Source organism: Caulobacter sp. GW821-FHT12A07, from assembly GCF_058807655.1.
Genome location: NZ_JBXAQX010000018.1, coordinates 33,491 through 47,804 on the forward strand (window position 1 = coordinate 33,491; position 14,314 = coordinate 47,804).

The 14,314-nt window shown below is 67.3% G+C and carries 12 protein-coding genes; 2 read left to right on the forward strand and 10 right to left on the reverse strand.

Annotated features, from left to right (window positions below):
- Genes rplB through rpsJ form a run of 5 tightly spaced genes read right to left on the reverse strand, consistent with a single transcriptional unit; the run spans position 1 to position 2,862 of the window.
- Positions 1–837, reverse strand: coding sequence for a 50S ribosomal protein L2 (gene rplB, locus AC1RRS_RS24420; RefSeq protein ID WP_110119913.1), 837 nt, complete (start codon positions 835–837; stop codon positions 1–3).
- A gap of 3 nt (positions 838–840) precedes the next feature.
- Positions 841–1,137, reverse strand: a complete 297-nt coding sequence (locus tag AC1RRS_RS24425) for a 50S ribosomal protein L23 (protein WP_110119912.1) — start codon at positions 1,135–1,137, stop codon at positions 841–843.
- Complete coding sequence (gene rplD, locus AC1RRS_RS24430; RefSeq protein ID WP_110119911.1) at positions 1,137–1,775, reverse strand: 50S ribosomal protein L4; 639 nt, start codon at positions 1,773–1,775, stop codon at positions 1,137–1,139. The genes AC1RRS_RS24425 and rplD overlap by 1 nt, the downstream gene beginning before the upstream one ends.
- Entirely contained in the window at positions 1,775–2,539 is a 765-nt protein-coding gene (gene rplC / locus AC1RRS_RS24435; protein WP_110119910.1) for a 50S ribosomal protein L3, read from the reverse strand. The genes rplD and rplC overlap by 1 nt, the downstream gene beginning before the upstream one ends.
- A gap of 14 nt (positions 2,540–2,553) precedes the next feature.
- A complete protein-coding gene (gene rpsJ, locus AC1RRS_RS24440) occupies positions 2,554–2,862 on the reverse strand; it encodes a 30S ribosomal protein S10 (RefSeq protein ID WP_004616952.1) in 309 nt (102 codons plus the stop codon).
- Between the two features lie 616 nt (positions 2,863–3,478).
- Between rpsJ and AC1RRS_RS24445 the strand changes: the two genes are divergently transcribed.
- Positions 3,479–4,234: an outer membrane protein gene (locus AC1RRS_RS24445; protein WP_487289602.1), complete on the forward strand. Its 756-nt coding sequence runs from the start codon at positions 3,479–3,481 to the stop codon at positions 4,232–4,234.
- A 210-nt stretch (positions 4,235–4,444) separates the two neighbouring features.
- Here AC1RRS_RS24445 and AC1RRS_RS24450 read toward each other — a convergent pair whose 3' ends face one another.
- From AC1RRS_RS24450 to fdhD, 5 genes are all read right to left on the reverse strand, one after another.
- Positions 4,445–5,287, reverse strand: coding sequence for a GIN domain-containing protein (locus AC1RRS_RS24450; RefSeq protein ID WP_492857440.1), 843 nt, complete (start codon positions 5,285–5,287; stop codon positions 4,445–4,447).
- A gap of 102 nt (positions 5,288–5,389) precedes the next feature.
- Positions 5,390–6,295 carry a transcriptional regulator gene (locus AC1RRS_RS24455; RefSeq protein ID WP_492857441.1) on the reverse strand — a complete coding sequence of 302 codons (906 nt, stop codon included), beginning with the start codon at positions 6,293–6,295 and terminating at the stop codon, positions 5,390–5,392.
- Positions 6,296–6,340: 45 nt separating this feature from the next.
- Positions 6,341–7,510, reverse strand: coding sequence for a GNAT family N-acetyltransferase (locus tag AC1RRS_RS24460; RefSeq protein WP_492857442.1), 1,170 nt, complete (start codon positions 7,508–7,510; stop codon positions 6,341–6,343).
- Between the two features lie 52 nt (positions 7,511–7,562).
- Entirely contained in the window at positions 7,563–9,872 is a 2,310-nt protein-coding gene (locus AC1RRS_RS24465; RefSeq protein ID WP_492857443.1) for an FdhF/YdeP family oxidoreductase, read from the reverse strand.
- Entirely contained in the window at positions 9,872–10,687 is an 816-nt protein-coding gene (gene fdhD, locus AC1RRS_RS24470; protein ID WP_492857444.1) for a formate dehydrogenase accessory sulfurtransferase FdhD, read from the reverse strand. The genes AC1RRS_RS24465 and fdhD overlap by 1 nt, the downstream gene beginning before the upstream one ends.
- 357 nt (positions 10,688–11,044) lie before the next feature.
- Here fdhD and AC1RRS_RS24475 point away from each other — a divergent pair, with 357 nt between their 5' ends.
- The gene (locus tag AC1RRS_RS24475; RefSeq protein WP_492857445.1) at positions 11,045–13,903 is read left to right on the forward strand and encodes a TonB-dependent receptor domain-containing protein; all 2,859 of its coding nucleotides are present in this window, start codon (positions 11,045–11,047) and stop codon (positions 13,901–13,903) included.
- Positions 13,904–14,314: the final 411 nt, after the last annotated feature.

Sequence of the window (14,314 nt, forward strand, 5' to 3'; positions counted from 1 at the left end):
TTAGCGGCCCTTCTTCGCTTTGTGGCGCGAACGGATGATGAACTTGTCCGTGGCCTTGTTGACGCGGGTCTTGGCGCCCTTGGTCGGCTTACCAGCCGGGGTCACCGGGTGGCGGCCGCCCGAGGTGCGGCCTTCACCACCACCGTGGGGGTGGTCGACCGGGTTCATGGCGACGCCGCGGACGTGCGGGCGACGACCCATGTGACGAACACGACCGGCCTTGCCGAGGTTTTCGTTCATGTGGTCGGGGTTGGAGACCGCGCCGACGGTGGCCATGCAGGTGTCGAGGACCATGCGCAGCTCGCCCGAGTTCAGGCGGATCTGGGCGTAGCCGGCGTCACGACCGACCAGCTGGGCGTAGGCGCCAGCCGAACGGGCGATCTGACCGCCCTTGGCGGGCTTCAGCTCGACGTTGTGGATGATCGTGCCGATCGGCAGCGTGCGCAGCGGCGAAGCGTTGCCCGGCTTCACATCGACCTTGTCGGCGGTGACGACTTCGTCGCCGGCCTTGAGGCGTTGCGGGGCCAGGATGTAGCTCAGCTCGCCGTCCTGATACTTGATCAGGGCGATGAAGGCGGTGCGGTTCGGGTCGTACTCGAGACGAACGACCGTGGCCACGCCTTGCTTGCGACGCTTGAAGTCCACCAGACGGTAGAGGCGCTTGGCGCCGCCGCCGCGGAAGCGGACGGCGATGCGGCCGTTGCCGCCACGACCGCCGGACTTCGAGAGGCCCTCAACGAGCTTCTTTTCCGGACGGCCCTTGTGGAGCTCGCTGCGGTCGATCAGCACCAGGCCGCGTTGGCCGGGGCTGGTCGGGTTAAAGTGCTTCAAGGCCATGTCTTAGAGCCCCGTCGTGATGTCGATCGACTGGCCTTCGGCCAGGGTCACGATCGCTTTCTTGACGTCGGAACGGCGTCCGACGATGCCGCGGAAGCGCTTGGTCTTGCCCTTGGTGACCAGGGTGTTGACCTTGGTGACCTTGACTTTGAACAGCTCTTCGACAGCGGCGGCGATTTCGTCCTTCGTCGCGTCGGCGGCCACCTTGAAGACAACCTTGTTCAGCTCGCTGAGCAGGGTCGACTTTTCGGTGATCACCGGCGACAGGATCGTGTCGTAGTGGCGAGCGGTGGCGGCCATTAGGCGGCTTCCTTCTCAGCGAAACGGGCCGAGATCGCTTCGACCGCGTCCTTGGTCAGGACGAGGGTTTGGCGACGCAGCACGTCGTAGACGTTCAGGCCGGCGTTCGGCAGCACGTCCACGTTCGGAATGTTGCGGGCGGCGAGCTTGAAGTTCGCGTCCACTTCCGGACCAGCGATGACCAGGGCGTTCTTCAGGCCGATCTTGTCGAAGGTGGCGCGCAGGGCGGCCGTCTTCGCTTCGGTCAGAACCACGCTGTCCAGCACGACCAGCGAGCCGGCCTTGGCCTTCGACGACAGGGCGTGACGCAGAGCCAGAGCCCGGATCTTCTTGGGAAGATCGAAGGCGTGGCTGCGGACGACAGGACCGTGGGCCTTGGCGCCGCCGACGAACTGAGCCGCACGGCGCGAACCGTGACGAGCGCCGCCGGTGCCCTTCTGCTTGTACATCTTCTTGCTCGTACGAGAGACCTCGTTACGAACCTGAATCTTGTGGTTGCCCGAGCGGCGCTTGGCCAGCTGCCAGGTCACGACGCGCTGCAGGATGTCGCCGCGGATGTCTTCGATGCCGAAGATGGCGTCGTCGAGATCCACGGAGCCGGCCTTGCCGCCGTCAAGTTTGATGACGTCGAGTTTCATTAGCCTTCGCCCTCTTCGGTCGTCGCCGCGGGGGCCTCTTCAGCGGGGGTTTCAGCAGCCGGAGCGGCTTCACCAGCCTTACGGAAGGCGCCCGGACGCGGCAGATCGGCCGGAGCGGCCTTCTTCACGGCGTCGCGGATCTTCACGTAGCTGCCTTCGTGGCCGGGGACGGCGCCCTTGACCAGGATCAGGCCGCGCTCGACGTCCACCTTCCAGACGGTGACGTTGAGGGTGGTGACGGTTTCTTGACCGAGGTGACCAGCCATCTTCTTGCCCGGGAACGTACGGCCCGGATCCTGGCGGTTACCGGTCGAACCGTGCGAACGGTGCGAGACCGAGACACCGTGGGTGGCGCGGAGACCACCGAAGTTCCAGCGCTTCATGGCGCCGGCGAAACCCTTACCGACGGTGACGCCCTGGATGTCGACCTTCTGGCCGGCGACGTAGTGGTCGGCGGTGAATTCCGCGCCCACTTCGATCAGAGCGGCTTCTTCGACGCGGAATTCGGCGACGATCCGCTTGGGCTCGACCGAGTTCTTGCCGAAGTGACCACGTTGGGCCTTCGAGGTGTTCTTGGGCTTGCGAGCACCGGCGCCGAGCTGCAGGGCGGTGTAACCGTCCTTCTCGACCGTGCGCTGAGCGATAACCTGGCAACCGTCGAGCGACAGGACGGTGACCGGCACGTGCTGGCCAACTTCGTCGAAGAAGCGGGTCATGCCGAGCTTCTTGGCGATCAGGCCGGTGCGGTTAGCGGGGAGAGTCATCAGTTCGGCCCTCCTTACAGCTTGATTTCGACGTCAACGCCGGCCGACAGGTCGAGCTTCATCAGCGCGTCCACGGTCTGCGGAGTCGGGTCAACGATGTCGAGAACGCGCTTGTGCGTACGGATCTCGAACTGCTCGCGCGACTTCTTGTCGACGTGCGGCGAGCGGTTGACGGTGAATTTTTCGATAAGCGTGGGCAGGGGGATGGGGCCCCGCACCGTCGCACCCGTGCGCTTGGCCGTGTTCACGATCTCGCGCGTGGAATGATCCAACACGCGGTGATCGAAGGCCTTGAGCCGGATGCGGATGTTCTGACGATCCATATCGCTCGGTTTCCTAGTGGGCTGCGCCCGCGTCTCGAACCATTTCAAAGACCAACCCGGACTCCTCTTTCGAGACGTCCGAACGCAGCGTCCGCAAAACAAATTGGCCCGCGCAGTCGCCTGCGAGGGCCGGTGATCCACAACCTCGCCGTCCTCCGAGGAGAACCCTCCTCTGGATGAGAAGGACGCTAGGGTACGGGTCGCTTGCGAACCGCGTTTGAGCCCTAGAGCTCACAGCCGGTCCAACAGAGGGGCGCTTTTACGTGCCTGAATCGGTTTCGTCAAGCGCCCCGGGCGGGGTTTCGGAAGGGTTTGATTAATACTTCCCTACCCCGCGCGAGCCCCCTTAATGGAGACGGCGAAAACAAGGCCTCAAAGAGCATTGTTCACCGCCCGCCGCTAGATGGACACAATCTTTATGCGCGACCCGCGCGTATAGGGACGGAATTCGTGCCTGCAAGTGTAGTATTTGCGCACCATCCGGCCTTCAACGGTCAGACGAAGCCTTGCGGCCGTCATCGAACCTTCATAGATCCGCCCCGCTCGCCGGACGGGAGGCCCTCCCCCAAAACGACCGCCCGCCGGCGAGCCCACATGAGTAAGGGGATTACCCACTATGAAGACCCAACTGTTCGCCGCCGCCGCCGTCCTGGCCGTGGCCGTTTCGGCTCCCGCCTTCGCCCAGAACATCGGTTCGGTCGGCGCCGCCGTGAACTACAACAACCTCGACACCAACGTCGCCAACGCCGACGGCACCTCGGTGAAGATCGACGGCTCGGTCGCCGTCCCGACCGGTTCGTGGACCGTCACCCTGAACGGCGACGTCTCGATCTCGGACAACGACATCGCTGACGAAACCGTCGCCTCGGGCGCCGCTCACCTGACCACCACGGTCGGCGACGGCTGGCGCGTCGGCGGCTTCACCGCCCTGTCGCGTCCGCAGAACGACACCCTGTGGGCCGTCGGCGGCGAAGCCCAGAAGTACCTGGGCAACGTCACCCTGACGGGCCTGGTCGCCTACGGCCAGTCGAACGACCTGGACGCCGACCTGTGGACCGTCCGCGGCACGGCCAACTACTTCGTCTCGGACGACTTCCGTCTGGACGCCGGCCTCGGCTACGCCAAGATCGACTCCTCGATCGACGCCGACGCCTGGGACGTGAACCTGGGCGGCGAATACAAGTTCGCCAACTCGGGCTGGTCGACCTTCGGCAAGTACACCCACACCGAATCCGAAGACCTGGCCGACCTGAAGTCGGACGCGGTCAAGATCGGCGTGCGCTACACCTTCGGCGGCAGCCTGAAGGCCCGCAACGCCGCCGGCGCCGACCTGGCCCAAGCCAGCGACCTGTTCGGCTTCGGCGTCCGCTAAGCGGAAGCCCGGACCTTCCCCCTTCTTGGGGGAAGGCTCCGACCGATCGTCCGCGGCGCGTGCCCACGCGCCTCAAGGGCCCCGCCCTCCCCCTCCTCCCAAAGGCGGGACCCGACGGACAGCAAGACGCCCCGGAGCGAAAGCTCCGGGGCGTTCTTCTTTATATATGCCGACGCTATATATGCCGACGCTGGCGTCGGGCCGGTCGGCTCACTGGCCGATATAGATGTTGCCCGAGCCCATGGACGACTTCTTGACCGGGCCGTTGACCTTGGCGACGCGGACGTCGCCCGAACCGGCCACCGACAGCGACACCTTGTCGGCCTCGCCGCCGAAATTGACGTCGCCCGAGCCCATGATGCTGACGTCGAGGTCGCGGGCCCGGCCTTGAGTGATCTTGACCCCGCCCGAGCCGGCGATGCTGACGTCGATGTCGCCGCCGCGGATCGCCGCGGCCTTCACGTCGCCCGAACCGGCGATCGCCACTTCCAGCTCGCGCACTTCCTGCAGGCTGATGTCGCCGGACCCGGCCAGGCTGATCTCGGCGCGGTCGGCGTTGCCGGCCTTGGTGTCGCCCGATCCCGCCAGGCTGATCTCGAGCTTGCCCTTGGTGTTGGCCACCGTCCAATCGCCGCAGCCGGCGTTGGCCAGCTCGACGCTGTCGCTGCGGCCGATGCTGCCGTAGACCGCGCCGGAAGCGCCGACCGAGACGTTCTGCGGCACGCGCACGACCACCTGCGGGATGTCGGCCCACTTCACGACGCCGAGATCGCGCACCTTCACCGAGGCGGCGTCGCCCGAGCCGTTGCAGCTCTGGATGCGCTTGAGGTGCAGGTTCCCGTCGATGATCGTCTGGCCGCCGACGACGCGGACCTCCAGCGGCAGCGACGAATTGCGGGTCAAGAACTCGACCTTCACGTCGCTGCGGGCTTCGGGAATGACCACGACGCGGGCGACGGCGTCCTTGATCTTCACATTGGCTTCGGAGGCCGAAGCGGTTCCGGCCAGGGCCAGGACGGCCGCACCGGCGGCCAGGCTGAAGAGTGCGCGCATCTGTTTGTCCCCTCGGATGGCGTTGCGTTGAGGGAACGCTAGTCGGCGAGACCCGCCAGGACGACTTAAATCGAGGTCATGACGCGGTTGTCACGTACCCGATCAGGCCGCCTTCTGGGCGTCGCCGATCTCGAAGGTGCGCTCGAAGGCCTTGATCCGGTCCTCGACCAGCCGCAGGCGCTTGAGGCCCAGCGAGGCGGCCCAAAGGCCGGCCCGGGCCGCCATAGGCGTCTTGTCCATGGCCGCCACCGGCAGGCCCCAGCGGCGCAGCACGCCGTTGGCGTAGTGCGCGCCATTGGTCAGGCGCGAACCCCAGGTCTGGTAGTCCACCGACAGCGAGACGTTGAACGTGCCGAGGTTCTCGATCCGGTGCGGCGCATGCAGCGGCCAGGCGGCGGCCGTGCCGGGCTCGAGGTCGTAGACCACGGCCCCGGCGTCCATGTCGCGGCGATAGGGCAGGTCCTCGGTCTGCTGCTTGAGCAGGATGTTCTCCATGCCCTGCTGGGGCATGTGGGCCTCGTCGGGCGGATAGATCCAGATCCGCTTGCGGCCACGCAGGTGGAACAGGATGACGCCGGGCGCGTCGGCGTGGAACGGCACCTTGGCGCCGGGGGCCGACATGATCAGCTGGCCGTTCAGCTGGACGGGCGAGAAGCCCCTCGCCTCGCCGGCGATCTCGGCGAAGGCCTGGTTCATCAGCGGGGTCAGGGCCGGATACCAGGCCTCGGCCCGGCGCAGCTGCACCCAGATGCGACCTTCCTTGACCCCGGCCAGCACTTCTCGGCCCGGCAGGCGGCCGCGGGCGCCGGTGCGCATGGTCGCCTGGCCCTCGGCGTCGAAGTCGAACAGGTTGATATCGTAGAGCTCGGCCGGATAGGCGTCGAGCAGGCGCGCCAGGGCGTCATCGTCGAACAGGCCGGTTTCGGCGAGGTTGTGGCGGAAGGTGACGGGGGCCTTGCGGAAGCTCTGGATCTGGTCGGACGACCAGGGCGCGACGAGACGGGTCATTGGCGTTCCTCCCTCACTTCTAGTCCGGGGCGCGACCGCCGCGCCCTAGTCGGCCAGCAGGCCGAGGCTCACTCCAAGTCCGATGACGCCGATGCCGGCGCCCAGGCCCGCGCCCACCTTCGGGTGGCGACGACCCAGGCCGGTGACGAAACTGGCGCCGCCCTTGACCTGGCCGATCAGGCCGGGCTCGCAGGCGGCAATGCGGTCGAGGCGGCGCGCCAGGCGCTTGCCGACCTCGTCGATGCGATCGACGCCGGGCGCGCCCTTCAGGTGCGTCATCAGCGACGGCCGGACGGCGATCGCGCCCTCCAGCACCGTCTCCATCGGATCGGCGAAGTCTTCCTTGTAGGCTTCCTCGCTGGGACCGAAGTCCACGCGGACGACGCCGCGCTCGGCCGCGACGCGCAGGGTTTCCAGCGTCATCAGCGCGCCCGGCGAGTAGCGCGCGAAGGCCGGGTCGTAGATCGGGAACCACAGGTGATGGCGATCGCCGGCGGTCAGGCCCAGTTCGGCGGCGACGATCGTGCCGCCCGCCCGCAGCACCGCCAGCCGCAGGCCGAAATCAGGCGCGCCGTGCTCGGCCAGACGCAGCAGCAGGTCCTGGGTCCAGCCGCAGGCGAAGATGTCGTGCTGGTGGGTGCGGCGGATCTGCTCGCGCTTCTGGGCGACCAGCCAGGCCAGCAGGTCCGGCGCCGGGCGCTCGAAGGTGAAGACCGTTTCGCCGTGGTCGCGCTCCAGCGCGCGGGCCCGCCGGCGCTTGTCCTTCAGGAAGGCGGCGCTACGGCCGGCTTGGTAGGCCTCGAAGCCGCCCGACAGGTCGGCGGCCATGGCGTGACGCACTGACAGCTCGCCGGCCGGCTCGCGGGTGACCAGGCCGCTGACCCGCATGCGCTCGGCGCCCAGCAGGGCCAGCACCGTGGAAAGCTCGATATCGGGCTCGGCGACCAGGCCGTGGAAGTCGCTCATCGGCGCGCCCAGCGGCTGCAGCAGCGAGCCGCGCCGTTGGAACGGCAGGAAGCCGACGATGCGACCGCCGCGCTCCAGCACCGCGATCCGCGCGCCCGGGGCGCAGTCGGCGGCCGTCTCTATATAGCGAAGGTCGAAATAGGGGCCGCCCAGCAGCGGATCGTCGGCGCGTAGGGCGTTCCAGCGCGCGCGTTCGGCGACGCCGAGATCGGCGGCCTCGATGACCCGCGCCTGCAGTGCTCTGTCCACCGCCCTGCTCCCTCGTCCTTGCGGACAACGCCGGACGGTGGAGACGGCCCGGTCAGCCGCCGTGCAGCGAAAGCCGCACCGGCGCCGACTTGTAGGCCGGCGTACCACTTCGCCGGTCGTGATCCTCCAGCGCTACCAGAGCATTGGTTTCCGGATAGTATGCGGCGACGCACCCGCGCGAAATTTTTCTAGCGACGGCCGTAAAGGATCGAACGACTCTCGCTCCGGTTTCATCGAAGGCGGCGGCCAGATCGATGGCGTCTCCCTCGCGGATTCCGCGCTCGGCCAGATCGTCGGGATGGACGAAGACCACGTCGCGCCGCCCGAAGACGCCTCGGTAGCGGTCGTTCTCGCCATAGATGGTGGTGTTGTACTGGTCGTGGCTGCGCAGGGTGGTCAACAGCAGGACGGAGGCGTCGCCCCGGCGCGGATCGTCTAGCCCCGGATGGGTGAGGAAGTTGGCCTTGCCCGAGGGGGTGCTCCACTTCCGCTCGGCGTGCGGCAGCGGCAGGCGGAAACCGCCGGGCTGGCGGACGCGGGTGTTGTAGTCGGTGAAGGCGGTCGGGAAGACCCGTTCGATCAGGTCGCGGATGCGGTCGTAATCGGCGACCAGGCCTTCCCAGTCGACCGGATCCGCCTCGCCCAGAGCCGCGCGGGCGATCCCGGCGACGATGGCCGGTTCGGACATCAGGTGCTCGGAGGCCGGCGGGTTGAGGCCGCGCGAGGCGTGGACCATCGACATCGAATCCTCGACCGTCACCGACTGGCGCACGCCGCCCTGCACGTCCATCTCGGTACGGCCCAGACATGGCAGCAGCAGCACCTCGGGTCCGACCAGCAGGTGCGTGCGGTTGGGCTTGGTGGCGATGTGAACGGCCAGGTCGACCTTGCGCATGGCCGCGTGGCTGCGCAGCGGATCGGGCGCGGCGACGGCGAAGTTGCCGCCCAGGCCGACGAACACCCTGATCTGTCCCGCCTCCATGGCCTCGATGGCCTCGACCACGGTGTGGCCGTGATCGCGGGGCGGGGTGAAGCCGAACACTTGGCCAAGGCTGTCGAGCAGGGCCGCCGACGGCTTCTCCCAGATGCCGACCGTGCGGTCGCCCTGGACGTTGGAATGGCCCCGCAGCGGGCAGATCCCCGCCCCCGGCCGACCCATGTTGCCACGCAGCAGCAGCAGGTTGACCAGCTGCTGCACGGTGCTGGACGAGTTGCGGTGCTGGGTCAGGCCCATGCCGTAGCAGAGGATCACGGCGCTGGACCGCGCATAGATGGCGGCGGCTTCCTCGAGCTCGGCGCGCGACAGGCCGCCGACGGCGACGATCTCGTCCCAGGATGCGGCGTCCAGCTGGGCGACCAGGGCCTCGAAGCCGGCCGTGTGCTCGGCGATGAAGTCGTCGTCGAGGATCGCCGGCTCGCCGGCCTCGCGCGCGGCGCGGTCGAAGGCCAGCACGGCCTTCATCAGCCCCTGCAGCACGGCCGCATCGCCGCCGACGTTCACTTGATAATAGCGCGAGGCGATCGGGGTCGAGGACAGGGTCGCCATCTCGACCGGATCCTGCGGCGAGGCGAACCGCTCCAGGGCCCGCTCGACCAGCGGGTTGAAGGCCATGATCGTCGCGCCGCGCCGCGAGGCTTCTCGCAGGGTGGCCATCATCCGCGGGTGGTTGGTGCCGGGGTTGTGGCCAAAGCACAGGATCAGGTCGGCGTGGTCGAAATCCTCTAGGCTGACCGAGCCCTTGCCCATGCCCAGCGAGTCCGGCAGGCCGACGCTGGTCGGCTCGTGGCACATGTTGGAGCAGTCGGGGAAATTGTTGGTCCCGACCTTGCGGCCCAGGAGCTGGAACAGGAACGCCGCCTCGTTGCTGGCCCGGCCAGAGGCGTAGAACTCGGCCTGGTGCGGATTGTCCATGGCTTGCAGCGCCGCGCCGGCGCGGGCGAAGGCCTCGCCCCATTCGATCGGCAGGTAGCGGTCGCTGGCCGGATCATAGGCCATGGGATGGGTCAAGCGACCCAGGTCCTCGATGGCGTGATCGCTCCAAGTCAGCAGCTCGCTGACCGTATGGGCGGCGAAGACCTCGGGCGTAGCGCGCTTGCTGGTCGCCTCCCAGGCCACGGCCTTGGCCCCGTTCTCGCAGAACTCGAACGACGAGGTGTGCTTGGGATCGGGCCAGGCGCAGCCGGGACAATCGAAGCCCTCGGGCTGGTTGGCCCGCATCAGGGTCTTGCCGCCCTCGACCACGGTTTCCTGGTCGGCCAGGGCGCCGGCCACGGCCTTAAGCGCGCCCCAGCCGCCGGCCGGCCCGCCATAGGGCTTCACGCCTGGGATCTTGGCGCCGGGATTGTTGGCGTCGTCGGCCATCACGCTTGCTCCAGAACCGCCTCGACCAGGCGGTCGGGACGGGAAAACACCATGTGGCCGTCGGCGCGGGCCAGGGCGACCAGGGTCAGGCCGGACTCCTCGGCCCGGCTCACGGCCAGGTCGGTCGGCGCGGACACCGCCACGATCATGCCCGCCCCCATGCGCACGGCCTTCTCGACCATCTCGAACGAGCAACGGCTGGTCACCAGCACGAAACCAGCCCCGGCGTCGCGGCCTTCGCGCGCCATGGCTCCGGCCAGCTTGTCCAGCGCGTTGTGGCGGCCGACGTCCTCGCGCAGCAGCACGACCCGGCCTTCGGCGTCGCAGAAGGCCGCCGCATGGGTGGCGCGGGTGCTGCGGCCCAGGGCCTGGGCCTCTTCCAGATTCGCCAGGGCGGCCGTCACCGCCTGGTGGGCGACGCGAACGCCCTCCCCCGCCGGCGGCAGCGGCCGGACGGCGTCAGCCAGGCGCTGGACGCCGCACAGGCCGCAGCTCGACCGGCCTTCCAGGTTGCGCGGACGGGCCTTGCGGCGCGCCGAGCCTTCGACCAGGCGGATATCGACCAGCACGCCCAGCGCGTCCGGCTTGACCTCGACGGACAGGATGTCTTCAGGCCGGGCGACGCCTTCGGTGATGGTGAAGCCCCGCGCCAGGTCCTCGACCTCGGTGGGCGTGGCCATCAGCACGGTGTGGGGACGACCGTCGAACGACAGGCCCACCGCCGTCTCGTCCGGCGTCCAGCGTTCGATACGCGCGGCCCGCCCAGACGCGCGCCATTCGAGAGCGGGACGAAGGCGGGCGGAAGCATCGGACATGGGCGAAAGACTACCGTTTAGGCGCCGGCGCCGCCATGACGAAACGCGGACACGGGGTGTGGCCTTCCCGCCACGCGCGCCAACATTGCCACAAGATATCACCAGACCGAGAGAACGCCGGTTTGTTTCAAATATGGAGGCATAGATTGCCGCAAATATTCCAATGACATCCAGCATACGTCGGTATGCGACTGAACCCTACTTTAGTTTATTCGATATTGTAATTCGTATACATTTTACAGAACCTTCATCTCACAATTGAGAAACAAAAGGCCCCCATCCCTCCCCTTACGGCGGAATTTTATTTCGCCATCACGACCATTGCGGCGACGCTTTGGCGAATACTGGGGACTATGAATGGCTAGAAATACCTATCTGCTGAGCGCGTCCGCGCTCGTCATCGCCATGACGGCAGCGCCCGCGTTGGCGCAGGCCCAGACGAAAGACGAACCGGCCGCCGTCGAAGAAGTCGTCGTCACGGGCTCGCGCATCGCGCGCCGCGACTACGTGTCGAACAGCCCGATCATGACCATGGATCAGGCCGCGATCGAGAAGACCGGTTCGGTCACCGTCGACACCCTGCTGAACCAGATGCCGCAGTTCGTGCCGGCCGTGTCGTCGACCTCGAACAACCCGTCGAACGGCGGTCAGGCCAACATCGACCTGCGCGGCCTGGGGAGCCAGCGCACGATGGTCCTGCTCGACGGCCACCGCGTGGTTCCGTCCAACTCGGACGGCACCGTCGACATCAACATCATCCCGCAGACCCTGATCCAGAACATCGAGGTCATCACCGGCGGCGCCTCGGCGACCTACGGTTCGGACTCGCTGTCGGGCGTGGTCAACTTCAAGCTCAACAAGAACTTCACCGGCCTGATGTTCGACTCCCAATACGGCGAGACCGAACGCGGCGACGGCAAGGAAAGCTCGCTGGCCTTCGCCGCCGGCGGCAAGTTCGCCGATGACCGCGGCCACGCCGTCGTGTCGGTCGGCTACACCCAGCGCGGCGAAGTGTTCAACTCCGCTCGCGACTTCGCCAAGGTCTCGGGCGCCTCGTCGACCACCCCGTACGGCCGCTACGACGCCACCGGCACCAACCTGCCGACCCAGGCCGCCATCGACGCCGTGTTCGCCAAGTACGGCTATACCGCCGGCACCGTGAAGGCGAGCGCCAACCTCGGCTTCAACAACGACGGCACGCTGTTCTACAACGGCGTCAACTACACCGGCTCGACCGCGATCGATTATTCGACGATCCCGGTGAACGGCACCTACAACACCGGCGCGCTGAACCTGATGCAGCTGCCGCTGACCCGCTACTCGGTCTACAGCGCCGCCGAGTACGAAGTGAACGAACACGCCGAGTTCTACGGCTCGTTCGCCTTCACCCACTACGACTCGCGCACCCAGCTGGCCCCGTCGCCGGCCGCCAGCTCGACCGGCTTCTCCGTGCCGGTGACCAACCCGTTCATCCCGGACGACCTGTCGACCATCCTGGCCAGCCGCGCGGACCCGACCGCCGACTTCCTGCTGCGCAAGCGCTTCACCGACGTCGGCGCGCGGATCTCGCAGACGACCTTCAACGTCTTCCAGATCGCCGGCGGCGTTCGCGGCGAGACCGGCTTCAAGGACTGGACGTACGACGCCTACGCCTCGTTCGGCCGCTCGGAGCAGAACGAGATCCAGTCGGGCAACGTCAGCCACTCGGCGGTCCAGACCCTGCTCGACGCGGCCGACGGCGGCGCCAGCATCTGCACCGGCGGCTATGACCCGTTCGGCAACAACGCCCTGACCGACTCGTGCCGGAGCTACATCTCGCGCACGACCAAGAACTGGACCGCCGCCGACCAGCGCGTCGTCGAGTTCAACGTCCAGGGCGGCCTGTTCAACCTGCCGGCCGGTGAAGTCCGCGCCGCCGTGGGCGTCGACTACAAGTTCGATAGCTTCCAGTACGTGCCCGACAGCCTGCTCTCGACCGGCGACGTCGTGGGCTTCAACGCCGCCGACGCCATCAACGCGTCGACCGACGTCTATGAACTGTACGGCGAAGCCCTGGTGCCGATCCTGAAGGACCTGCCCTTCGTCAAGGAACTGAACCTGTCGCTCGGCTACCGCCTGTCGGACTACGAGACGGTCGGCAGCGTCGGCGCCTACAAGATCGACGGCGACTGGGAGGTCTTCGACGGCTTCCGTCTGCGCGGCGGCTACCAGCGCGCCGTCCGGGCCCCGTCGATCGGCGAACTGTACTCGCCGCAGAACCAGGGCTACCCGGCGATCGACGAGGATCCCTGCGCGATCGACAGCTCGGCCCGCACCGGCTCCAACGCCGCCAGCGTCCGCACCCAGTGCCTGGCGCAGGGCGTGCCGTCGGCGATCATCGACAGCTACACCTACGCCAACGGCCAGATCAACGCCCTCAGCGGCGGCAATCCGGACCTGCAGGAAGAGACCAGCAACACCTTCAGCGTCGGCACCGTCTGGACCCCGCGCCTGGAGAGCCCGCTGTTCGAGAAGCTGTCGCTGTCGGTCGACTTCTACTCGATCGACATCAAGGACGCGATCGGCACCATCGACGCCTCGACCGTGCTGGAGAAGTGCTACAACGGCGACGCCAACGCCTCGTACTACTGCAGCCTGTTCACGCGTAACACCTCGACCGGCGAAATCGACACGATGACGCTGACGAACCTGAACCTGGCCGAGTTCAAGACCTCGGGCGTGGACTTCCAGGTCGACTGGGGCTTCGGCCTCGGCGCCGTCGGCCTCGACGACAAGTACGGCTCGATCAAGCTGAACGTGGTCGGCACCTGGCTCAACACCTTCAAGATCCAGAGCCTGCCGGGCGAGGAGTTCGAAGAACTGAAGGGCACGATCGGCAACACCTCGATCAGCTCGGTCGCCGTGGCCCACCCCGAGTGGAAGCACGCCACCACCCTGACCTACGCCATCGGTCCGGTGGATCTGGGCGTCCGCTGGCGCTACATCGGCGAAATGACCGACGCCGCGGTGGCCACCCAGAAGATCAAGGCCGTCAACTACTTCGACCTGAACGGCACCTGGCGCGTGACGGACACCTACTCCATCCGGGGCGGCGTCACCAACCTGGCCGACAAGGATCCGCCGACCTTCACCTCCTACGTCCAGGCCAACACCGATCCGTCGACCTACGACGTGCTCGGCCGCCGCTTCTACGTGGCGATCAAGGCCAAGTTCTAAGCCTGACGGCTTAGACCAGGGCCTAGGTTGAAAACTGGGGCGGCGGGTTCGAAAGGACCCGCCGCCTTTTTCCTTGGGCGCCGCGCGGCCCCCTCAGTCGCTCCCCGACAGCTCCCCCAGAGGGGGAGCATCCGAGGCGTCAAGATCCTCCCCCTCTGGGGGAGGTGGCCCGGAGGGCCGGAGGGGGAAAGCACGGCGCTTCGTCCTCGCGCTTTCGCTACGAGTTGATCGGAGAGGGCGCGGGGCGTCCGGGCCTCGCCCGGAGCTGTGAGTTTGAATACCGTTTCGACGAAGCTCTGACGCCCCGCGCGATCGTTCTTGACCTCAGGCCGGGGCGCGCGGGCCTCTTCCGCCCTTCACCCCTTCCCCACGCAAGGCTCCCCCGTTCATGCGGCCAGAAGTGCGTCAGGG